At 62.9% G+C, this 22356-nt stretch carries 21 protein-coding genes; 6 read left to right on the forward strand and 15 right to left on the reverse strand.

Annotation, left to right across the window (positions count from 1 at the left end; genetic code table 11):
* The coding region (locus LPA36_RS26980; RefSeq protein WP_228883434.1) for a dihydroxy-acid dehydratase at nucleotides 1-1127 on the reverse strand (1127 nt) is incomplete at its 3' end.
* A 171-nt stretch (nucleotides 1128-1298) separates the two neighbouring features.
* On the opposite strand from LPA36_RS26980, the gene LPA36_RS26985 reads away from it, so the two are divergent.
* Nucleotides 1299-2090: a phytanoyl-CoA dioxygenase family protein gene (locus LPA36_RS26985; RefSeq protein WP_228883436.1), complete on the forward strand. Its 792-nt coding sequence runs from the start codon at nucleotides 1299-1301 to the stop codon at nucleotides 2088-2090.
* Between the two features lie 6 nt (nucleotides 2091-2096).
* Here LPA36_RS26985 and LPA36_RS26990 read toward each other — a convergent pair whose 3' ends face one another.
* The 7 genes from LPA36_RS26990 to LPA36_RS27020 form a co-directional block, all read right to left on the reverse strand.
* Nucleotides 2097-3239: a CmpA/NrtA family ABC transporter substrate-binding protein gene (locus tag LPA36_RS26990; RefSeq protein WP_228883438.1), complete on the reverse strand. Its 1143-nt coding sequence runs from the start codon at nucleotides 3237-3239 to the stop codon at nucleotides 2097-2099.
* Between the two features lie 10 nt (nucleotides 3240-3249).
* Entirely contained in the window at nucleotides 3250-3825 is a 576-nt protein-coding gene (locus LPA36_RS26995) for an ANTAR domain-containing response regulator (protein WP_228883440.1), read from the reverse strand.
* A gap of 34 nt (nucleotides 3826-3859) precedes the next feature.
* The gene (locus LPA36_RS27000) at nucleotides 3860-6541 is read right to left on the reverse strand and encodes a nitrate reductase (RefSeq protein WP_228883442.1); all 2682 of its coding nucleotides are present in this window, start codon (nucleotides 6539-6541) and stop codon (nucleotides 3860-3862) included.
* A 17-nt stretch (nucleotides 6542-6558) separates the two neighbouring features.
* Nucleotides 6559-6882 carry a nitrite reductase small subunit NirD gene (nirD, locus tag LPA36_RS27005; RefSeq protein WP_228883602.1) on the reverse strand — a complete coding sequence of 108 codons (324 nt, stop codon included), beginning with the start codon at nucleotides 6880-6882 and terminating at the stop codon, nucleotides 6559-6561.
* A gap of 16 nt (nucleotides 6883-6898) precedes the next feature.
* Nucleotides 6899-9331, reverse strand: coding sequence for a nitrite reductase large subunit NirB (gene nirB, locus LPA36_RS27010; RefSeq protein WP_228883444.1), 2433 nt, complete (start codon nucleotides 9329-9331; stop codon nucleotides 6899-6901).
* 16 nt (nucleotides 9332-9347) lie between these two features.
* Nucleotides 9348-10550 carry a nitrate/nitrite transporter gene (locus tag LPA36_RS27015; protein WP_228883446.1) on the reverse strand — a complete coding sequence of 401 codons (1203 nt, stop codon included), beginning with the start codon at nucleotides 10548-10550 and terminating at the stop codon, nucleotides 9348-9350.
* Nucleotides 10551-11054: 504 nt separating this feature from the next.
* A complete protein-coding gene (locus LPA36_RS27020; protein ID WP_228883448.1) occupies nucleotides 11055-12335 on the reverse strand; it encodes a cyanate transporter in 1281 nt (426 codons plus the stop codon).
* Nucleotides 12336-12573: 238 nt separating this feature from the next.
* On the opposite strand from LPA36_RS27020, the gene LPA36_RS27025 reads away from it, so the two are divergent.
* On the forward strand, nucleotides 12574-13314 hold the full coding sequence (locus LPA36_RS27025; RefSeq protein ID WP_228883454.1) for a GntR family transcriptional regulator: 741 nt from the start codon (nucleotides 12574-12576) through the stop codon (nucleotides 13312-13314).
* A gap of 80 nt (nucleotides 13315-13394) precedes the next feature.
* Here the strand turns inward: LPA36_RS27025 and infA are convergent, their stop codons facing one another.
* The 5 genes from infA to LPA36_RS27050 all read right to left on the reverse strand — a co-directional run bounded on the left by infA (nucleotide 13395) and on the right by LPA36_RS27050 (nucleotide 17141).
* Complete coding sequence (gene infA / locus LPA36_RS27030; RefSeq protein ID WP_228883456.1) at nucleotides 13395-13670, reverse strand: translation initiation factor IF-1; 276 nt, start codon at nucleotides 13668-13670, stop codon at nucleotides 13395-13397.
* 113 nt (nucleotides 13671-13783) lie between these two features.
* On the reverse strand, nucleotides 13784-14065 hold the full coding sequence (locus LPA36_RS27035; protein WP_090534236.1) for a hypothetical protein: 282 nt from the start codon (nucleotides 14063-14065) through the stop codon (nucleotides 13784-13786).
* Between the two features lie 537 nt (nucleotides 14066-14602).
* On the reverse strand, nucleotides 14603-14821 hold the full coding sequence (locus LPA36_RS27040; RefSeq protein ID WP_228883458.1) for a hypothetical protein: 219 nt from the start codon (nucleotides 14819-14821) through the stop codon (nucleotides 14603-14605).
* A gap of 157 nt (nucleotides 14822-14978) precedes the next feature.
* The gene (locus LPA36_RS27045; protein WP_228883460.1) at nucleotides 14979-16220 is read right to left on the reverse strand and encodes an NAD(P)/FAD-dependent oxidoreductase; all 1242 of its coding nucleotides are present in this window, start codon (nucleotides 16218-16220) and stop codon (nucleotides 14979-14981) included.
* A 144-nt stretch (nucleotides 16221-16364) separates the two neighbouring features.
* On the reverse strand, nucleotides 16365-17141 hold the full coding sequence (locus tag LPA36_RS27050; RefSeq protein WP_228883461.1) for an ABC transporter substrate-binding protein: 777 nt from the start codon (nucleotides 17139-17141) through the stop codon (nucleotides 16365-16367).
* Nucleotides 17142-17349: 208 nt separating this feature from the next.
* Between LPA36_RS27050 and LPA36_RS27055 the strand changes: the two genes are divergently transcribed.
* The 4 genes from LPA36_RS27055 (at nucleotide 17350) to LPA36_RS27070 (ending at nucleotide 19544) form a co-directional block, all read left to right on the forward strand.
* Nucleotides 17350-18321, forward strand: a complete 972-nt coding sequence (locus LPA36_RS27055; protein ID WP_228883464.1) for an ornithine cyclodeaminase family protein — start codon at nucleotides 17350-17352, stop codon at nucleotides 18319-18321.
* 96 nt (nucleotides 18322-18417) lie between these two features.
* Nucleotides 18418-19062 carry a helix-turn-helix transcriptional regulator gene (locus tag LPA36_RS27060; RefSeq protein WP_228883465.1) on the forward strand — a complete coding sequence of 215 codons (645 nt, stop codon included), beginning with the start codon at nucleotides 18418-18420 and terminating at the stop codon, nucleotides 19060-19062.
* 16 nt (nucleotides 19063-19078) lie between these two features.
* On the forward strand, nucleotides 19079-19303 hold the full coding sequence (locus tag LPA36_RS27065) for a DUF1653 domain-containing protein (RefSeq protein ID WP_228883467.1): 225 nt from the start codon (nucleotides 19079-19081) through the stop codon (nucleotides 19301-19303).
* 46 nt (nucleotides 19304-19349) lie between these two features.
* Nucleotides 19350-19544, forward strand: coding sequence for a YqaE/Pmp3 family membrane protein (locus LPA36_RS27070; protein ID WP_228883469.1), 195 nt, complete (start codon nucleotides 19350-19352; stop codon nucleotides 19542-19544).
* A gap of 8 nt (nucleotides 19545-19552) precedes the next feature.
* On the opposite strand, the gene LPA36_RS27075 is transcribed toward LPA36_RS27070, so the two are convergent.
* Both LPA36_RS27075 and LPA36_RS27080 read right to left on the reverse strand, forming a co-directional pair.
* The gene (locus LPA36_RS27075) at nucleotides 19553-19861 is read right to left on the reverse strand and encodes a 2Fe-2S iron-sulfur cluster-binding protein (RefSeq protein ID WP_228883471.1); all 309 of its coding nucleotides are present in this window, start codon (nucleotides 19859-19861) and stop codon (nucleotides 19553-19555) included.
* A 204-nt stretch (nucleotides 19862-20065) separates the two neighbouring features.
* Nucleotides 20066-22012 (reverse strand): sigma-54-dependent Fis family transcriptional regulator, encoded by a 1947-nt coding sequence (locus LPA36_RS27080; protein WP_228883474.1) that lies wholly within the window; start codon nucleotides 22010-22012, stop codon nucleotides 20066-20068.
* Nucleotides 22013-22356: the final 344 nt, after the last annotated feature.

The raw sequence follows: 22356 nt of genomic DNA on the forward strand, positions 1-22356 counted from the left end.
ACCGCGATGCCTGCCTTCGGCTTGAACGGCTCGGCGAACGTCGTGATGACCTTTTCGTCGTAATTGGGCGCGCTGGACACGTTGTCCCAGATCGTCTTGCCGTTGACAGTCCGCGCATCGCGATGCAGCAGGCCCTGTTCGCCGAGCTGCTTCAGCACCGCCGGCAGACCCCCTGCGTAATAGAAGTCTTCCATCAGATACTCGCCGGAAGGCTGCAGGTTCACGAGGCACGGCACGTTCGAACCGAGTTCCCAGTCTTCGAGCGACAGCTCCACGCCGATGCGCTTCGCGAGCGCGATCAGATGAACGACCGCATTCGTCGAGCCGCCAATCGCCGCATTCGTGCGGATCGCGTTTTCAAAGGCCTGGCGCGTGAGGATCCTGTCCATCGTCAGGTCTTCACGAACCATGTCGACGATGCGGCGCCCGGCCAGGTGCGCGAGCACCTGACGGCGCGCATCGACCGCCGGAATCGCGGCGTTATGCGGCAAACCCATGCCGAGCGACTCGACCATCGAGGCCATCGTCGACGCCGTGCCCATCGTCATGCAGTGTCCGCGCGAGCGGTTCATGCACGATTCGGCTTCGGTGAATTCTTCCTGTGTCATCGTGCCGGCGCGTACTTCCTCCGACATCTGCCAGACGCCCGTGCCCGAGCCGATGGTCTTGCCGCGAAAGCGGCCGTTCAACATCGGGCCGCCGGAGACCGCCAGCGCGGGCAGGTTGCACGATGCCGCGCCCATCAGCAGCGCCGGCGTCGTCTTGTCGCAACCGACGAGCAGGATCACGCCATCCATCGGATTGCCGCGAATCGATTCTTCGACATCCATCGATGCGAGATTGCGGAACAGCATTGCAGTAGGGCGCAGATTGGATTCCCCCAGTGACATCACGGGGAATTCGAGCGGCAAGCCGCCGGCTTCACGCACGCCTTTCTTGACATATTCCGCGAGTTCTCGAAAGTGCGCGTTACATGGCGTGAGCTCCGACCACGTATTGCAGATGCCAATGACCGGACGACCATCGAATTCGTCGTGCGGGATGCCCTGGTTTTTCATCCACGAACGATGGATGAACCCGTCCTTGTCATTCCTGCCGAACCAGCTTTGTGAACGAAGCTTGCGCATGTCTGTCTCCTGAAAACCGTCGCGATGAGGTGATGCCACATCTATTAGAATCTTCCTGGTGCGGCCGATGCCTGTATTTTGCACTGCACAGAGCCATCTTGTGATGGTAGTCAATCGAGCGGCGCGAAGCCAGCATCGCTACGCGCAACCGGACGGGAAACGGAGACAACTGTGAGTCGATACACCGCTGAAGAGCACGCCGCGTTCGCGCGCGATTTCGAACGGGACGGTATGGTGATATTGCGCAATCATTTCCAGGGGGCGATCCTCGCTGCATGGCAACATGCGTTCTCGCCGTTGTTGCAGGCGAGAATCGAAGCAAAGGCGACGGCAGTGCGAGGCGAGAACCGGCACTACATTACGCTGCCGTTTGCGGGTGTTTTCGCAGACGAGCGCATTTTCTGCGATCCCGACGTGCTTGCTATCGTCGAACGCATTGCCGGGCCTGATCCGGTGATGTGCCAGCTTGCAACCGATACACCGCTTGCCGGGTCCACTTACCAGGATGTACATCGCGACACGCCAGAACTCTTCGAGGGTGAAGCGGAAACTCCATCGTTCCAGCTGGCGGTGAATTTTCCATTATGCGATGTGACCGCGGAGAACGGGCCGTTCGAAACCACGCTCGGCACGCACAGGGTCAACAAGGAAGAGGCGATGGCGGCATACGGGCGGGGTGAGTATCCGCTTGTGGCCGTGCCGATGAAACTCGGCGATGTAATGATCCGCGATGTGCGGGCGCTCCATCGCGGTACGCCGAACCGCACGCCACTGCCGCGTCCGATGGTTGTGATCGGCTATAGCCGTAGCTGGTATTTCCGGCCCGAAGTGCATATCGATGTACCGCGCGATGTGCTCCAGGCGCTGAGCCCCCGCTCGAAACGGTTGCTGCGTTACATGCCACAGGTGGACGACGCAGGCGCGCTGTCCGACGCGGAAAGCTATCTGAAGTTCGCGTACTAGCTGTCGTCAGGCGCGTATGTCAAATCGCTGTGCATACGTTTCCGGTTTGCCTGCGTCCCAGACGCGGCCGTCGATCAGCACCTGCGGCGCTTCGTTTGCGGCCACCGCGAGGCCCATACGCTCCGCCGCTTCCCGATAGAGCGCGGTCTGGTTGATTGCAGTCGCGATAGCCGTGTAGTCGTCGCGCTGCGCGATCATGCCCCAGCGTTCATATTGCGTGAGAAACCACACGCCATCGGACGCACGCGGATAGTTGACTGCGCCACCTTCGAAAAAGCGCACAGGCAGGCGCGTTGCACTGGCCGCTTCAGTGCCCAGTCGTGCCGCAATCAGGGCTTCGGGTGCGCCGAGCAATTCCGGTTGTGCGAGCCTTTGCGCGATTTCGTTTCGATGACCGGCGTCGTCGAGCCAGCGGCACGCCTCGAGCATGGTTTGCACGAGCGCGCGTGACGTGTTGGGATGAGCGCTGACAAAATCGCGCCGGCACGCGAGCACCTTCTCTGGATGATCGGGCCAGACTTCGCTGCTGTACGCAGCGGTGCGGCCCACGCCCTGCGCTTCTGCAACGGCATTCCACGGGTCACCCACGCACAGGCCGTCGAGCCGCTCTTCCGCGAGCGCGCCGACCATCTGCGGCGGCGGAATAACGACGCTCTCGATATCGCGCAGCGGATGAACCCCTTGCGCGGCGAGCCAGTAGTACAGCCACATGGCGTGCGTGCCGGTGGGGAACGTCTGCGCGAAAACCGGTTTGCGTCCCAGTGTGCGCAGGGCCGCGGGCAGCGTGCCGTGCTCGTCGAGCGCGGCGGCAAGCCGGTTCGATACGGTAATGGCCTGGCCGTTGCGGTTGAGCACCATCAGCACGGCCATGTCCGTTTGCGGACCGCCGAGGCCAAGCTGGACACCATAAACGAGGCCGTAAAGCGCGTGCGCCGCATCCAGATCGCCAGAGAGGAGCTTGTCGCGCACGGCGGCCCATGACGGTTGCCGGCAGAGCTCAAGCGTCAGGCCGTGGGCGTGGCCGAACTCGAGCAGCTTGGCGGCGACGAGTGGCGCTGCGTCGCTTAGCGCGACAAAGCCAAGCCGCAGATGCGTCTTCTCGAGCCTGGCCGGCGCGTCGGAATGAGAGTGTTGATCAGATGCGTTCATGAGCGAGCCATCATTGGGACGATTCCGCCGCCGCGATCAACTGACGCGCGATCTCGGCGAGTTTGACGCCCTGGTTCATCGCACGTTTGCGCAGCGTGGCGTAAGCGGCGTTTTCGGTCATTTTCTGCTGATCCATCAGCAGGCGTTTGGCGCGGTCGATCAGCTTGCGTTCCGCCAGTTCGTTTTCCGCCTGCGCGAGACGTTCGCGCAACTGCGATTCCTGCGCGAAGCGCGCGAGCGCCACCTCGAGAATCGGCGCGAGCCGCTCCGTCGCAAGACCTTCCACCAGATACGCCGTGACGCCCGCGCCGACGGCATCGCGGATCAACTGCTGGTTTGCATCGGGGCTGAACATCAGAACGGGGCGCGGCGCCGCGGCGTTCATCACCGAGAGCTGTTCGAGCGTATCGCGGGAGGGCGACTCGGTGTCGATGATGATCACATCAGGCCGCTCGCTCTGGACGACACGATGCAACGCTTCAGGCGTTGCGGTTTCGGCAAGCATGTCATAGCCGAGCCGCGCGAGCGCATCGCGCAGGTCGCCGATGGGTTTGTCGGTGTCGGTGACGAGCAGTACACGCAGCATCTTTCGCCTGTTGTTATCGGCCGTTTCAGGAGGTTCAGGTTGCAACGGCAGTCGCCTCGCACATCCGTTTCAGTTCGGGGACGCACGACCCGCAGACCGTGCCGCAGCCGAGCTTCGATTTCAGTTCCGGCAGGGTCGCGCCCGCTGCAATCGCTGCCTGGATGCGGGATTCGCCAAGCTGCATGCAGTTGCACACCACGCGATCGCGCGCGACGTTTGTCTGCTTTTGGGTAGAGAATACCGCGAAGCGCGGCCCGGACCACGGTGCGGCGTCGCACAGGCGTGCGAGCAGGGCCTCGGCGTTCGCGACGTCGCCGGCGAAAACGAAGCCGTCGATGATGTTCTCGCGCCATACGACGCGCCTGTCAAGGCTGCGTCGCGCGTCGCGGTATTCGAGCGTGTCTTCGCCGACGGGAAGATCGAGCGCCTCGTAGAGACGCGGCAGCCAGTCCGCCGGCGCATTCCCGTGCGCCGCGCGCAACACGATCAGGTCGTCCTCTTCGATGCTGATGGCAGCGTAGCTGCATTCCTTCAGGAGCGGCTGCACGGCGGCCTGTAGCGCGAGCACGTCGCCGCGGCGGGCGGCGACCAGCCGCCACGGCAGCTCGACCGGCTCGATACGCACCGCCGCGTGCTTCAGTTCCGGTTGAAACGAAGCAGGGTCGACCGCCGGTACGGTCGTTTCGTTGATGCCGCCGCTTGCGAGAAATTGCGCGCTCCAGTGCATCGGCGCGAATACGGTGCCAGACTGTACGTCATCGGTCAGTTGCACCGGCAACACGAGATTGCCGCGCCGGCTCGATACGCGGACAAGGTCGCCTTCACGAAAGCCGCGACGCGCGGCATCGCCACGCTGCATGCTGAGCGCCGGTGCCGGCGCGTGCGAAAACAGTTTGCCGATGCGGCCCGTGCGGCTCATGCCATGCCATTGATCGCGCAGGCGTCCCGTTAGCAGACGAAACGGGAAACGTGCGCTCGTCGCTTCCGCAACCGGCAGATAGTGGGTTGCATGAAAACGCGCGCGGCCGTCCTGTGTTGCAAAGACCCCATCGGTATAGCGGCGTGCCTCGCCTTGCAGGGCTTTCGCACGAAATGGCCATTGCTGTGGGCCGCTTTCTTCAAGTATCGACCAGGTGAGGCCGCCGATATCGAGGTCACGCCCTTCGGTCAGCGTTCGATGTTCGTTGAACACGTCTTCGGGATTCTCAAAGGCGAACAGTGTTTTTGGCGCCTCGTTGCGCGCTTCAATTCGCCTCGCGACCTCATTGACGATCCACCAGTCGGGCTTCGCCTGACCCGGCGCTTCGACAGCAGCGCGCACGCGCGAAATGCGGCGCTCCGAATTGGTGACCGTGCCGGATTTTTCGCCCCACGTCGCAGCAGGCAGCACGACGTCGGCGAACGGCACCGTGTCGGTCAGCATGAACGCTTCCTGTACGACGACGAATTCAGCCTTTGCGAGCGCTTCGCGAACGCGCGGAATATCGGGCATCGAATGAGCCGGGTTCGTGCAGGCGATCCAGATGGCCTTGATCCTGCCCGCGTGCAGCGCTTCGAACATGTCGACTGCGGGCAGGCCGGGGCGGTCCGACAGTTGCGACACGCCCCATAGCCGCGCCACTTCGTCGCGATGCGCCGCGTTGCTGATCTCGCGGTGTGCCGCGAGCATCGTTGCCATGCCGCCCACCTCGCGTCCACCCATCGCGTTGGGCTGACCGGTGAGCGAGAACGGTCCCGCGCCAGCGCGGCCGATCTGCGCGGTGGCGAGGTGCAGGTTGATCAGTGCGAGATTCTTGTCGGTGCCGTGGCTCGACTGGTTGAGTCCCATGCAGTAGAGCGAAAGCGCGGCATCGCTCGCACCGAACCATTCGGCCGCCTGCATGATCTCGCGCTCGGTGACGCCGCAGATTCCCGCAACCATGCGTGGCGTGAAATCGCGCACCAGCGCTTTTAGCGCGTCGAAACTGGCGGTGTGCTGTTCGATGAAATTACGATCGACGAGGCCTTCCCAGATCAGGTGATGCAGCATCCCGTTGAAGAGCGCGACATCGGTGCCCGGCTGGATCGGCAGATGCAGATCGGCCATCGCCGCCGTATCGGTGCGGCGCGGATCGATCACAATCCAGCGGATCGACGGATCGGCCGCTTTCGCTTCTTCCAGGCGGCGAAACAGCACAGGATGGGCCCATGCCATATTGCTGCCCGCGAACAGCACGGTTTTCGCATGGTCCAGATCGTCGTAGCAGGTGGGCGGACCATCGGCCCCAAGCGCCATCTTGTACGCCGTGACCGCGCTCGACATGCACAGGCGCGAATTCGTATCGATGTTGTTCGTGCCGAGCAGACCCTTGGCGAGCTTGTTGAAGACGTAATAGTCTTCTGTCAGCAACTGGCCCGATACGTAGAACGCGACCGCATCCGGGCCGTGCTGTTCGACCACTTCGGCAAAGCGCGCCGCGACGGTATCGAGTGCGACCGACCATTCAACCTGTTCACGCGGCATGTCGCGTTGCAGCCGCATTTCAGGCATCGTCGCGCGACCCGTTTCGCTTTGCGCGGTCAGCGCGAGCGACATCCCTTTCGTGCAGAGCTTGCCGAAATTCGCCGGATGATCGGGGTCGCCCTGAACGCCGGTAATGCGGCCATTTTCCGCTTCGATCAGCACGCCGCAGCCGACGCCACAGAAACAGCAGGTGGAACGGGTAACGGTCTTCATCGTATCTCCGCGCCCGGTCAGCTGAGGCCGAGATAAACGGAACCATCCGCATCGACGCGCACCGGAAAATGCCGCGCGCAGCCCTCATCGGGCGCGCGCGCCTGACCGCTTGCAAGATCGATATTCCATGCGTGCAGCGGGCAGGTCACGCTTTCGCCGTGCACGATGCCGAGCGAGAGCGAACCGCCCTTGTGCGGACAGCGGTCGAGGAGGGCAAACACCTTGTCCTGCGCGGTGCGAAAAATCGCCACGTTGCCGCTTTCACGTTCGAGCACGCGGCTGCCAAGCGGGGGAATATCCGCGACGTCGCAGATGCGGGTCCATTCCTGAGTCACTTTCATGTCCATGATGCCGTCCTTACGCCACGATTTTCAGCGGGATGTATTCATGCTTCTGCCTGCCGGCAATACGTGCTTCCCAGGGATCAGGCAAACCTTCCAGCGAATACATCAGCCGTTCGTACAGCGCCTTGCGGTTCGCCGTATCGTCTACGACCTTCTTCCTGATGTAGTCGAGGCCCACGCGCTCGATGTAGTGCACGGTACGATCGAGATACCACGCTTCCTCGCGATAGAGCTGAAGGAACGCGCCTGAATATTCCTTGACCTCATCGGACGTTTTCACCTTCACGAGAAACTGCGCGACTTCCGTCTTGATGCCGCCGTTGCCGCCCACATACAGTTCCCAGCCGCTATCCACCGCGATCACGCCGACGTCCTTGATGCCTGCTTCCGCGCAGTTACGCGGGCAGCCGGAAACGGCGAGCTTCACCTTGTGCGGGGACCACATGTTCGCGAGCATCGTTTCCAGATCGATCCCCATCTGCGTGCTGTTCTGCGTGCCGAAGCGGCAGAACTCGCTGCCCACGCACGTTTTCACGGTACGGATCGATTTGCCGTAGGCATGGCCCGACTTCATGCCGAGGTCTTTCCATACGTTGGGCAGATCTTCTTTCCTGATGCCCAGCAGGTCGATCCGCTGGCCGCCCGTGACCTTCACCATCGGCACGTTGTATTTGTCGGCGACATCCGCGATGCGGCGCAGTTCGGCTGCATTCGTCACGCCGCCCTTCATCTGTGGAATCACCGAGAACGTGTTGTCTTTCTGGATGTTCGCGTGCACGCGCTCATTCACGAAGCGGCTTTGCGGATCGTCGACGGCTTCGCGCGGCCATGTGGAGAGCAGGTAATAGTTGATCGCGGGGCGGCAGGTCGCACAGCCGTTCGGCGTGCGCCATTCGAGGAAGTCGTACACCTCGCGATGCGTGACCAGATGATGGTCGCGGATCGCCTTGCGCACGTCGCCATGATTGTGCTCGGTGCAATGACAGATCGCCTTGGTCTTCGGCGTTTCCTGAAAGTCGGAACCGACCGTGCTCATCAGGATCTGTTCGACAAGACCCGTGCACGAACCACACGAGCTTGACGCCTTGGTGTGCTTGCGGACTTCGTCGAGCGTGAAGAGGCCTTTTTCCGTGATCGCCTTGACGATCGTGCCTTTGCAAACGCCATTGCAGCCACACACTTCGTCGCTGTCGGCCATCGCGGCAGCGCGGCTTTGGCCCTGTACGCCCGAATCGCCCACGTTCGATTCGCCGAACATGATGTGGTCGCGCAGTTCGCCGAGCTTACGGCCTTCACGCAGCAGCTTGAAATACCATGCGCCATCCGCGGTATCGCCATACAGGCACGCACCTACAAGCTGATCGTCCTTGATGACGAGCTTCTTGTAGACGCCGCCCGAAGGATCGGACAGCACGATTTCCTCGGTGCCTTCGCTGCCCATGAAATCGCCGGCGGAAAAGAGATCGATACCGGTGACCTTGAGTTTCGTCGAAAGAACAGAACCCTTGTAGCTGCCGATACCGAGCAGCGCGAGATGGTTCGCGCAGACTTTGGCCTGCTCGAAGAGCGGCGCAACGAGACCGTACGCAATGCCCCGATGGCTCACGCATTCGCCGACGGCGTAGATGCGCGGGTCGTACGTCTGCAACGAATCGCTCACCACAATGCCGCGATTGCAATAGAGGCCGGCCGCTTCGGCCAGCGCCGTATTCGGACGGATGCCGGCTGCCATCACGACGAGATCGGCGGGCACCGTATCGCCATCCTTGAAGCGGACGCCGCTGACTTCGCCCGCTTCGTTACCCACGATTTCCGACGTCGATTTGCCGAGTAGAAACGACAGGCCACGTTCTTCGAGCGAGCGTTGCAGCAGCCTGCCCGCAGTCGAATCGAGCTGACGCTCAAGCAGCGTGTCGGCCAGATGCACGACGGTCACGTCCATGCCGCGCAGCTTCAGTCCGTTTGCGGCTTCAAGGCCGAGCAGACCGCCGCCGATCACGACCGCATGACGCTTTACCGCAGCGGTATCGATCATCGTCTGCGTATCGCGGATGTCGCGATAGGTGATCACGCCTTTCAGATCCTTGCCCGGCACGGGCAGGATGAACGGCGTGGAGCCGGTCGCGACCAGCAGACGGTCGTAGGGCGCTTCGGTGCCGTCGTCGGCAACGACCATGCGCTTCACGCGGTCAATGCGTTCGATCGTCTTGCCCAGATGCAGCGTGATGTCGTTTTCCTGATACCACTCGACGGAATTCAGAATGATGTCGCCGAATGCCTGCTCACCGGCGAGCACGGGCGAAAGCAGAATGCGGTTGTAGTTCGGATGCGGCTCCGAGCCGAATACAGTGATGTCGTAATGGCCTGGCGCGATCGTCAGCAGTTCTTCGATCGTACGGATGCCGGCCATGCCGTTGCCGATAACAACGAGGCGAGGTTTGTTCATGATGGTGTCTTCCTGTTCAGACGCGTGCGGCTGCAACCGACCACGCACTGCGCCAGCGGCGCTTCACGTTGCTCATGCCGGCCCAGCCGAGCGCGGCGAGGGCGGCAAAGAGCCAGAGACCCATCGAATAGTCGCCTGTGGCCTGCTTGATCGAGCCCAGGCTCGCCGCAAGCGCAAAGCCGCCGACACCGCCCGCCATGCCGATCAGGCCGGTCATCACGCCGATATCTTTCGCGAAGCGCTGCGGTACGAGCTGGAACACGGCGCCGTTGCCTGCACCGAGACACAGCATCGCAGCGATGAAGAGCGGCAGGGTGACGAACGGACCGCCTGCGCCGAAACCCGCGAGACCGATCAGCACCGCGACGGCCGCGAATACGCTGAGGAGCGAACGCGTGCCACCGACGCGATCGGCCATCAATCCGCCGAACGGACGCATCACCGAGCCTGCGAACACGCACGCAGCCGTGGCCCAGCCGGCCAGTTTCGGATCGAAACCGAACTGGTCGTGGAAGTAGCCGGGCAGCGCGCTGGCGAAGCCTGAGAAGCCGCCGAACGTCAGCGCGTAAAAGAACATGAACCACCACGCGTCGCGATTCGCGAGCATGCGGGCGTAGTCACGCAGATGCTTGTGGGTGACGACGCCCGGCGCGTCCTTCGCGCTCACCGTATAGAACAGCAGCACGGCGACGAGCGGAATGCACGCAATGCCGAACACGTTCTGCCAGCCGAACGCGACGGCCAGCACCGGTGCGAACAACGCGGCAAGCACCGTGCCGGAATTTCCCGCACCGGCGATGCCCATTGCAGTGCCTTGCTGATGCGGCGGATACCAGCGCGAGGCGAGCGGCAAGGCCACCGCGAACGACGCACCCGCGACACCCAGCGATGCGCCGAACAGCAGCACCTGGCCCATCGAATGCACACCGGTGCGCCATGCGACGAGCAGACTTGCGATCACGAGCACCTGACCGATCAGGCCCGCACGCTTCGCGCCGATGCGATCGGCGAGCATGCCCATGAACACACGCAGGATCGCGCCGGCCAGAATCGGGGTGGCGACCATCAAACCGCGTTGCTGGGTCGTGAGCGACAAGGTGTGGGCAATCTGGATCTGCAGCGGTCCGAGGAGATACCAGACCATGAAGCTCAGATCGAAATAGAGGAATGCGGAAAACAGCGTGGGGGTGTGGCCGTTACGCCAGAAGCTGCGGTCCATGATAGTTCCGTCGTCGGATCGTATCCGGATGAAGTGCCGGATACGACAAACGTCGAACGCCATTGCCCGACCGATGTACGGCACGGTGTGCCGTTTCGCTGCGTGGTCCGCGCGCTGCGCGCGGTGTCCAGTTTCTGCGTCCCTGCGCCGTTGCAAGGGAGCGATAGCTATTTAGCAACAGCCATGCCATCTTGCCGCATCGGCGCAAAGCCTTGCTGGGCCTGGGTTTCGTGAAACCTGGGGCGAGCCGTGTGGTGCACCGCAGCAGTGCGCCGGGTGCGTCGCCGCACAGAGTTAGCGCGGACGGGCGCGTTCGTGGCGCGCGAAGGCGGCCACTCATCCTGGGCAGGTTCAGGCGGTGTTCGACTCCGCGACGCTTCGAAAAAGACGCTTCCAAGGCGGCCGCTGGCGGATCGCCTGGCGGATCATTCCGTCGCTAAAAAACGGGGAAAAGATCTTTATTTACAGATGTTTATAGGGGCCGTGGCGAATCTTCTGGCGAGTTTATGCGGAGGATTTTGGTCCAACGTTCCGCGTCATCGCCCGATCGTAACTGCGAGGAGAAAACACGAACGTCAGCGCGATCATCGCGGAGATGCTCACGGCGAGCATGATCCACGCAGCCGTGAAGGTCCCCGTCAGGTCGCGCACGAAGCCCGCCAGCATGGGCGCCGCCGCTGCGACGACAAAACCCACGCCCTGCACAAAGGCGACGAGGCGGGCGGCAAGCCGATGATCGCCGGAGTGATCGAGTGTGGTGACGAGCGTCAGCGCGAATGTGCCGCCGAGGCCCGCGCCCGCAAGGGCGACCCACAGCAGGGGCGCCGCTTCAGGCCATGCGGTGAGCCCCACGATACCCGCAAGCTGCGCGGAGAGGCCCGCGACAAGCCACGGCCTCCGGTCGCGGAACGACGCCGCGGCAAGCGGCAGCAAGAGCGCGGCCGAAGCCTGAAACACGGTCATGCTGGCGAGCAGCGAGCCACTCGTCGCGACATTGGCGCCGTGCTGCTGGTAGTACGCGGGCAACCATGCGACAAGGCTCGTATAGCCGCCGTTGACGAGTCCGAAGTGCAGTCCCAGCGCCCACGCGCGCCGGTTGCATACAAGACTGATGGCGGGCAGCGGCGCGTCATGACCGACGGCGGACAACGCGTTTGCCGGGCGCTTCCGGTTCAGGCAAAGCCAGCAAACGAGCGCCACGAACGCCGGCAGCGCCCAGATGGCGAGCGCGGCTTGCCAGGAGCCGGCTAGCTCGGCGATCCACGGGCTGAGTCCTGCGCCGAACCCGCCGCCGCCCATGATCGACGCCGAGAACACGCCCATCGCCAGCGGCACACGCGCGCCGAAGCGCTGTTTGATCACGCCCGGCAGCAGCGCCTGGATCGACGCGACGCCGACTCCCGCGAGCGCCGCTGAGAACAGCAGCACGACGCCGGTTTCCGCCGACCAGCGCGCGGCGCACGCAAGTCCGATCGCGAGAAGACCCAGTGCAACACCGCGCGTTTCGCCGATTGTCCGCGTGAGTACGCCTGCGCCGAATGCGCCGATCCCCATGGCGACGACCGGCAGACTCGTCAAAAGCGATGCGCCGTAAAAGCTCAGGCCGGTCGCCTCGCGAATCGTCGCCATCAGCGGGCTGATCGAACTCAGAAGCGGCCGCAGATTGACGCCGACAACCACGATCGCGCACAACCACACGGCGTCACGCCAGATTAGTGCCCGCGCGGCCGGAGCGGGACGGAGCGTATCTGCACATGGGCGGGCGGTGGAAGGCGATTGACTCATGGGACCATTGTCGGGAGGAGTGAAAACGGGGATGCATGACCTGCATAAGGGTCTCCCGCAGCACGCATCGGCATATTTCGGTTAACCATTATGGTTAACCATTTTACCGTAATATGGTTAACCAGAAATCTATACCTGGTATTTCCGGTGCAAGGCATGCAGCAGTAGATGGCCGGCGGGCGCACCTGTCGCTACAATGCCGCCAGACTCCGTCATGCCTGCCGCCATTCGCCCGCTTATGACCACACGCGCCCGCCGTTTGCCTTCGACCGCCGAAACGGCATCACCTGCTGCAGTTGACGCGCCCACGTCGATCAGTATCGAAGAACGCATTTATGCGTCGATCACCGCTGCGTTGCTGCAGGGCAAACTGCGTCCGGGCACGCAGCTCGTCGAGCGCGATCTCGCGGCGGCGTTTGGCTGCACGCGTGGCGCATTGCGCAAAGTGCTGGCGCGGCTGGGGTTCGAAGGGAAGCTCGTGCTTGAAGCGCATCGCGGCGCGTTCGTGCCGGCGCCTTCGGAAGAGGACATCCGGCAGGTGTATCGCGCGCGGCAGATCGTGGAGGCGGGCGTGGTCGCCTCGTTATGCGGGGCTTTGTCGGTGCAGCAGAAGCGGCGTCTCACCGCACATGTGCGTCAGGAAGAGAAGGCGCAGCATGCGGGCCGCGTCGAAGAAACGGTGCGCCTCGCCGGGCAGTTTCACGTTCTGTTGACGGAACTGGCGGGCGGCACGGAATTGCTGGGTCTGGTGATGCAACTGGTCGGAAAGACCGAGTTGTACAAGGCGTTGTACGATCCATCGAAAGGATCGACCTGTTCCGCCGATGAGCACGCGCAGATTATCGCGGCAATCGATGCAGGCAAACTGCGCGTTGCACTGGATGCGATGCGCGTTCACCTCGAAGAGCTCGAGGCGCGTGTCGTTGCGCAGGTCCGCCTGCAATCTGGCAGCAATCCTGTCGCGCTGTTCAGCGAATAACGGATGCACCCGACGGACCCACGAACGATAAGTGCAGCAGCGGCTACCCCAACGACTTGCGTGGGGCCGCTACGGCCGGCCTAGCGCCGACGGAATTGCGAGCTGCGGGCGCCGCCACCACCACCGCCGGCACGTTCGTCCTTGTGGCGGAAGTTGATACGGCCCTTCGTCAGGTCATAGACCGACAGTTCCAGCGTCACGCGGTCGCCCGCGAGAATACGGATGTGATTCTTGCGCATGCGTCCGGACGCATATGCGCCTACCACGACGCCATTGTCGAGCGTCACGCGGTAACGGCTATCCGGAAGTACTTCGTCGACGATACCGTCCAGTTCAAGCAGTTCTTCTTTCGCCATGCATAGCTCCTGGTCAATGAGTTTGGGCCGCTTCGACCGGATGCCGGCGAAGCGTGTGATGCGGTAAAAGGCAGCGCCGTGGCGCGCCCGTCAATCAATGCAAACGGTGCCGCTCAAAGATCGGCGACCGTCTGGCCGTCCACGCGGCCGTCGATCAGCTGCTCGGCGTGCGCCATGCACGCGAGACGCGCCTTGCCCGTGCCTTCGAACGGCCACAGATGCGGCAGCCGGAACACGCGGCCATCGGCCGACGGGTTCGCGCCAACACGGCAGATGCGCACCGACGCTTCGTAGCCGGCGTCGGGGTTGCGTCGCGTCTGCTCGTCGGAATGACGACGCGGATACACGAGCGGGTGAATTTCAAAGCCTTTGTAGGTTCTGACAGCTTGAGTCATAAAACACTATGTCCTGTAATACGTGGCCAGCATGTCCCGCGCGTGACGCACGGTAACGACTGGCCTGGCGGTGCAGCCTGACGGCGCGCCGCACGAAAAAAGAATCGCGCCAGCCCGCTTCAACGAGACTTGCGCTCAGCCGCGCCGATTCGCGGATTCGATGGAGAAGAAACACGCCGATGCCGCGTGGGCACTGGGCGCATGAAAAAGCACGACTCGCGACAGCGAATGCGCCATAAGCGCGACAAGCGCATTGCCGGAGTGACGGGATCGCCGACGGGCGGCGGTCGAACTGTCGGGGGTATTGCGGAGACGCCGGTTGGTGCCGATCGATACTGCCAGTACCACAAATTCGAAGTACAGCTATTTCAATATGATGCACTAAATGCGCCACCTTGGATAGCAAAAAGTTTCCCACACCGGCGGGTTGCGGCGTAAAGACGTTCTACAGCGCGCCTTCGGGCGGCGATCCGGCGCGGACGCCGTCAACGTCCACGTGCGCCGCCCGCGGGATCCTGTTTGCGCGGGAAACCCGCATCAGTTCATTTTTTCCGGTTCGCGTTTTTTCAGCTCGCGCGAAGCGGCGAGAGGGATGCGCGCGTCGTCCCACGCGGCAAGCCATTCGACTTCTTTCGCCGTGAATATCTGTCCGTGATTGCGCAACGCGTACTGCAGCGAATCGATGATGTGGTTCTTGATGATTTCGGGTGTGCCGGTGTCGTCGAGCACGGCGCGGAACGCTTCCAGCGTGGCCATCGTGTCGCTCCTGAAAAACGATCGCCATTTATCGCACGCCATTAGTGTGCCGCCAACCGGACAAAAATCCGTGGATGTCCGCAAAGGCACGCGGTGCGCGGCTGTCCGACAAACGGATGTGCCGGTTTTTCGCCGCAGGCCCTGTGTTACGGGCGTTTCAGTCAAACCGTTCCGGCCGGTACGGACGTGGATCGGTGAACGGCGCCTCGCCCGTCATCATTTCGGCGAGCAGGCGCCCCGTGACGGGGCCGAGCGTCAGGCCGTGGTGGTTATGTCCGAACGCGAACCACAGCCCGCGATGGCGCGGCGCAGGGCCGATGACGGGCCGCATGTCAGGCGTGCAAGGACGCATGCCGAGCCACGGCGCCGCGTCGGTACGCGCGCCGAGGCCGAACACCGGCTTCGCGATGCGCTCCGCACGTTCGAGTTGCACACCTGTCGGCGGCGCGCCGCGTCGCGCGATTTCGACGCCCGTAGTGAGCCGCAGCCGGCCCTGCATCGGCGCGACCACATAGCCCTTTTCCGTGTCGACAACCGGCACCGACAGGATCTGCCGCGCCGGCTCGTAGTGCATGTGATAGCCGCGCTTCGCGCGCAGCGGAATACGGTAGCCAAGCGGACCGAAGACCGTATCCGACCACGGGCCGAGCGCGACCACGACTTCCTTCGCGCTGATCCGGCCGGCTGCGGTCTGCACTGTCCAGGCGTCATCTTCAGTATGCAGCGAGGTGGCGTCGCCCGTGAGGATTGCGCCGCCGCCCGCCTCGAACAGGCGTGCGTAACCCTTCGTCAGCGCACCGGGGCTGCCGACGCTCTTCGGGTCCAGCCAGTGCAGCGCGCCCCGGAATCCTTCGGCAAGACCGGGCTCGCGCGCACGCAGTGCCGCGGCGTCGAGCGCCACGACACGCAGGCCGTTTTCACGCGCGGCGATTTCGGCGGCCGGCGCTTCGGTGTCGAACGCCGACTGCGTACGAAAGGCCTCGATCCAGCCACCGTCGTGAACGAGCGCGCCGAGGCCTGCCCGCGCGATCAGCGCATCGTGTTCCGTCACGCAGCGCTGGATGAGCGGCAGCATGTCGCGCGCGGCGCTGGCGAGCCGCGCCGGCGACGATTCCCACCAGAAACGCGCGAGCCACGACGCGTACGAAGGAATCGCCTTGTAGTCCCAGTAGAGATCGGTCGAATCGTTGCGCGCATAGCGCAGCAGCGTGCCGAGGTTTCGCGGAAAACCGTACGGCACGATCGACGAGCGCTCGATCAAACCCGCATTGCCGAAGCTCGTTTCTTCGCCGGGGCCGCGACGGTCGACCAGTGCGACGCGTTTGCCACGATCCTGCAGATGCAGCGCTGAAGAAACGCCGACAATGCCGGCTCCGAGAACAATAACGTCGAAATCCATAGGCTCCGCGGGTGCGCCTGAACAGGGGGTAGAGGACATGGCGGCCGCGCCGTGTGCGTCGGCCGGCGCGATCATATGCCGCCAGTTCCGGCTTCGCGCCGCGCGCAACGCGGCTCGAAGCCGTCGACTCTAATCAGGACTGGCTTATTTCGCAATGATGTCGCGTTTGAAATATTTCTGCGAGAGGGCGCTCAGCGTGCCGTCCTTCTTCAGCGAATCGAGCGCGGCAACCACTTTCGATTTCAACGCCTGATCACCCTTGCGCAGACCCAGCCCCGTACCTTCGCCAAGCGTTGCGGGGTCGCTCAGCGGCTCGCCGAGAATGGCGAAGTCGCGCGCTTCCGGTTTGCCGAGAAAGCCGTCCTGCACGGTCTGGGCTTCCTGCACGCCTGCGTCCAGCCGGCCCGCGACGAGGTCGGCGTAGACCTGGTCCTGATCCTGATACGACACGACGGAAACGCCCGCCGTCGCCCAGTGCTGTTTCAGGAAGTCTTCCTGGGACGATCCCTGCAGCACGCCCACCCGTTTGCCCTGCAGGCTCTTCACGTTGGGCAGCAGCTTCGAATCGCGCTTCGCGACCATCACGATCGGCACGACATAGACCGGCGGCGTGAAATCGATGCTCTGCTTGCGCTTGCCGGTGATGTTCATGGCCGAATTGATCACGTCGAACTTGCGCGCCTGCAACGCGGGAATCAGGCCGTCAAACGAGTTTTCGACCCACACGCATTTCACGTTCATTTTCTTGCAGACGGCGTTGCCGACATCGATGTCGAAGCCCTGCAGTTCGCCCGACGGGCTTTTGCTCTCGAACGGGGGGTAGGCGGCCTCGACGCCGAAGCGCAGTGTGTCGGCGGCATGGGCAGTGTTCGCGAGACCGGCGAATGCGACTGCGAGGCAAAGAGAAAGCTTGAGTTTCATGAACGGTTCCTGGGCGAAGGGTGGAACTGCGAGTCAGGGTAGAAACGTGAAAACGGTAAACCTGTGGACGAAATATAGACGGAAAGTCTATCGTGGACTATTAGGGATTCCATGGAATCGGGTTCGAATTGTCTATAGTAGACTCTATGTCTACAATTTGAAATGCGCAACCCGCTCTTGGCGGGCACCCCGATCTGGAGATATACGTATGAGCAGGAATGAATTCACTACGCCGCTGATCGTCGATGAAAACACGGTGCGGGGCGTGCTTCCCTCGCTGGATGTACAGAGCACGCTTGCCGCGATGTTCCGCGCGCTGGGCGAGGACAACGCCGTGCAGCCGCCGCAGACGCTCACGCTTTTTCCCGCACAGGCCGGCGACTTCATCACGTATCTCGGCGCGATGGCGCAGGCGAAAGTGTTCGGCGCCAAGCTCTCGCCGTATATCGTGACGGCCGGCCGCCCGATCGTGACAGCATGGACCGCGCTGATGTCGATGGAGACGGGGCAGCCGCTCATGTGGTGTGACGCGGGACTGCTGACAACCGAACGCACCGCAGGCACCACCGCGCTTGCAGTCGGGCACCTCGCTGCGGCCGGCGCGCGGCATCTGGCGATCGTCGGTTCCGGCGCGATTGCGCAGGCGCATCTGCGGCATGTTGCGCGACTGCGGCCATGGGAATCGATTCGCGTGTTTTCGCCCGATCTGTCGCGCAATACCGCGAAGCAGGCCGCGTTTTCCGCTATCGACGCGCGCGCGACATTCAGCGCGAGTGTGGAAGACTGCGTGCGCGATGCGGACGTCGTGATGCTTTGCACGTCGTCGGGCACACCTGTGCTGCAGAGAGGCACGATCACGAAGCCGGCGCTCGTCACGTCGATCAGCACGAACGTTGTGAACGCGCACGAGATCGATCCCGCGTGGCTCACGGATATGGACGTCTATTGCGACTACCGCCGCACGACGCCCGGCAGCGCGGGCGAAATGAAGCTGGCCGCCGAACGGCATGGCTGGTCGGCGCAGCGCGTGGCGGGCGATCTGCCCGAACTGTTTTGCGGAACATGCCCGGTTCCGTCGTACGAAAAGCCGGTCTTTTTCCGCTCGATCGGTCTTGGCCTCGAAGATGTGGCGATCGCGTACGGCCTGCTGCAGCGTCTGCGCGGGCCGCGCGATGCTTGACAGAAACCTTCCGGGTGGCGACGATTCCTCCGCGCGAGCCAGCACTGCCGGAGCATGGCAGCGCGTTCCGATCCGCCCCACGTGCCTATAGAACCCATGCGCAAGAAAAAGTCGTCACCTGTCAAAGACCTGCTGCTCAACCGTTACGCCCCGCTCGCGGACGGCATCGCGACGCTCTTTTTTCCGTACGCCGAGGTGGTCATCCACGATCTGCGCGACCAGACGGTGCTCTATCTCGCGAACAACCTGTCGCGGCGTGAAATCGGCGACGATTCGGCGCTCGAGGAAGTCGATCACTCCGCGCGCGAACGGGTGATCGGCCCATATGAAAAGCTGAACTGGGACGGCCGCCGCATGCGTTGCGTGAGCAACGTGCTGTTCGACGACGAAGGCAAGCCCGCGGGCATGATGTGCATTAACTTCAATATCGCGGTATTCGAAGACGTGCGCTCGACGCTCGACCTCTTTATCAAGGGCGCGGGCATCGTCGCGCAGCCTGACGAGCTGTTCCGCGACGACTGGCAGGATCGCATCAACACGTTTCTGCATGGCTGGCTGCGTGAACGGCAGATCGGCCTCAATGCACTGACGCGTGACCACAGGCGCGAACTCGTCGAGGCGCTCTACGCCGAAGGCGCATTCCGCGGCAAGAGTTCGGCGAACTATGTGGCCGCCGTGCTGGGTATGGGGCGCGCAACCGTCTACAAGCATCTGAAGCAGATGAAGGAAAACGCGAGCTGAAAATCGCGCGCCCCGCATGCTGCTGCAATCACTGAACAGGAGAGAATCCGTGCGCTACCGGCACTACAAAGGCGGCATCTACGAACTGGTCTGCGAGGCGACGCTCGAGTCGGACCCGGACGTCACGATGATCGTCTATCGCGCGGCGAATGGTACGATCTGGACCCGGCCGGCCTCGGTGTTCTTCGAGCCTGTCGAACACGAAGGCGCAACCGTTTCGCGGTTTACGCCGATCGATTGATCAACCGCGTGTTTTCAACGCGCGATTTGCACAAAGAGAAACATACATGCGTCTGTTGCTTGCGATTATCCTGCCGTGGTTTCAGTTTTTCACGATCGGGCGTCCGTTCGCCGGGATCATCTGCCTGATTCTTCAGGTCACGTTGATTGGCTGGATTCCGGCTGCAATCTGGTCGGTCTACGCATTGAGCCAGTACAAGACCGATCAGAAGATCGAGCGCGCACTGGGTTCGCGCATGTGAGTTCGTGTTCAGGATGGCTGGAGTCCGACGACATCGGGCACTTCGATCACCAGATCCGACGCGGCGATCGCCACGCAGGGGAGAATCAGGCCTTCGGCCTTTTCTTCCCTGGTAAGGCCAGGCCATTCGATCGTGTATCGAACCTGGCCTTCTTTCATCTGGCACAGGCATGTCCTGCATGTGCCGTTGCGGCACGATCTCGGTAGCCGCAAGCCGGCGAAGCCGGCGGCCTCGAGCACGGTCAGCGAATCCGGCGCCTCGAACGTTTTCCCTAAAGGCTCGATGCGCACGAAGAAGGGTTGTGCGCGCTCAGACATCGTCTAACCCGTGCGGTCTTTTTTCATGCGACGTCGCAGGCGCGTCGCGGCCCATACCTGCGCGGCGGCCTGAATGAGGTTCGAAAAAGAATCGGCAGGGCATAACGGGTTCGCGGCAATCACGAGACGGTGTGCAAAACGTGGCAGCTTAGCGCAAGCCGTCACGTCATGCGAGCCGAAAACGCGTTGCGCGCACTGCACGCTTCAATGCGTGCGACGCTGCCGCAGATAACGGTAGACCGTATTTCGTGCAAGTCCGAGTTCACGGGCTGTTGCCGACACGTTGCCTTCGTTGCGCGCAAGCGTCTGCTCGATGAGCGCAGCCTGCCAGTCCTGCATGTTCCCAGGTGTTTCGCTGGCGCCGTGCGATGGCAGCATCGTCGGCGACACGCGGTTTTCTTTCGGTACCGCGTCACAATCCTGCAGGAAGTCGTCAGGCAGATGCTCGAGCCCGATCTCGTCCTCGCCTTCGGCCATGATCGCCGCCGTGCGCAGCACGTTCGCCATTTGCCGCAGGTTTCCCGGCCAGCGGCACCGCTGGAAGCGTTCGAGCACAGCGCCCGAAACACGCGTGGGAATCGCGTCGCAGTCGCGTTGCAGATCGAGCATGCGCGCAATCAGTGCAGCGAGATCCGTCCGTTCGCAAAGCGTGGGCAATGTCACGACAAGACCGTTGATGCGGTAATACAGATCGTCGCGAAACGTGCCGGCTTCGATCATCGCGCGCAGGTTGCGATGCGTCGCGCAGACAATGCGCAGATCGACGGGAATCGCGCGCGTTCCGCCAAGCGGCACGACGTTGCGCTCCTGCAGCACGCGCATGAGTCGCACCTGCTGCGCGAGCGGCATGTCGCCGATTTCGTCGAGAAAGAGTGTGCCGCCGTCCGCCTGAACGATCTTGCCGACGCTGCCGCGTTTCTTTGCGCCAGTAAACGCGCCCTCTTCGTAGCCGAACAGCTCGGCTTCGATCAACGTATCGGGCAGCGACGCGCAGTTCACTGCGACGAACGGTGCCTCACGACGCGGCGAATCGTTATGGATTGCGCGCGCAAGCCATTCCTTGCCAGTGCCGGTCTGCCCGAGCACCAGAATCGGAATGTCGCGGCCGCGCACTTTCTCGACGCGCCGAAGCACCGTCGACATCTGGGCGTCGCCGGTGTCGAGCGTCGCGAACGTCACATCCTGAGCTGGCGCATTCGCCGGGCGCGCGCGGCGTGCGGCTCGCGCGGCCGTATCGAAGCCACCCTCTGCAGGCCCGCGAAACGCCCGTTGCGCGCCTGCCGCGTATTCGCCGCGCGCGATGACGCGCACGCCGCTTGGCAGCATGAGCGTCGTGCATTCGCCCGGTTTGTACGTCGTGTGGTTCAAGAGCGCTGGCAGCGCCATGCCAAACAGTTCGGAAAAGGTCTGCGTTTGCAGTATCGCGAGTGGCCGTCCCAACTGGAACAGCGCACTGCGATTGGCGGAGAGAAACCGGCCGTCCGGCGTGAACGCGGCGAGCCCTTCGAACAGCGTGCCGATGAATTCGGCGCGCGCGTGGAAATGGATACGAATGGCGTCGGCGAACTGGTTCGCGAAGATCACGTTTTCGATCATCTGCGCGGACATCCGCACGAGCGCCAGCGTGTGCTTGTGAAAACCGCGCGTGTCGCCGCTCACATCCAGCGCGCCGATCGTGCGGCCGAACGGATCGGCAATCGGTGCGCACGAGCAGGTGAGAATGCGGTTCGCGTGAAGGAAATGCTCGTCGGCGTGTATGACTGTCGGCTGTCCGTCCACGAGCGCCGTGCCGATCGCGTTCGTGCCGCGATCCGATTCGGCCCACGACACACCCGCGCGCAACGCAACACGATTCGCCTTTTCGACGAAGTCGCTATCGCCGAAGCTGTGCAGGATCACGCCCTCGTTGTCAGTGAGCAGCACCATGCTCTGCGTGTCGACGATCTGCGCGTACAGCGTCTCCATCACCGGCAGCGCATGCGCGTACAGCGCGTGATTGCGTTCGACGAGTTCGCGCAATGCGGGGCGGCGCAGCGGATGAAAGTCGGGCGCCTCGGATGCGCGCAGCCCGACGCTCTGCGAACGCGCGTGAGCCGTTGCGATGACATCCGGAAGCGCCGTTACGGGCGGCGTCGATTGGCGTTGCGTCAATGCATGTCTCCGGTTTTTCCCGAATACGTTCGCAAGATACATCGCCTCGCGAATCGCAGCAGCTGTTCATGGCGCACTGCAGCATGGCAGCGGATGGATTCCCCATCATACAAGAAGCGTTTCGCGCTTCACATGCGGGAGAAAACGGGGCGCGCCGCACGCGAGGCCGCGCGATCACCGGTCGCAACGAAACGGCTGGAACTGCCGGAATCCACGGCCGGCAAGGGCCGGTGGCCGTTGGGGCCTTTACCGATATCGTGGGCGTGGAATGTAAAACTTGCGGCCCGGCAGAAGTCGTCTAAAGTGAATAAAATCAGCCGCCCGGCGTGTCACGTTACGGACTT

Source organism: Paraburkholderia saeva (genome assembly GCF_907164555.1).
Taxonomy (GTDB): Bacteria; Pseudomonadota; Gammaproteobacteria; order Burkholderiales; family Burkholderiaceae; genus Paraburkholderia; species Paraburkholderia saeva.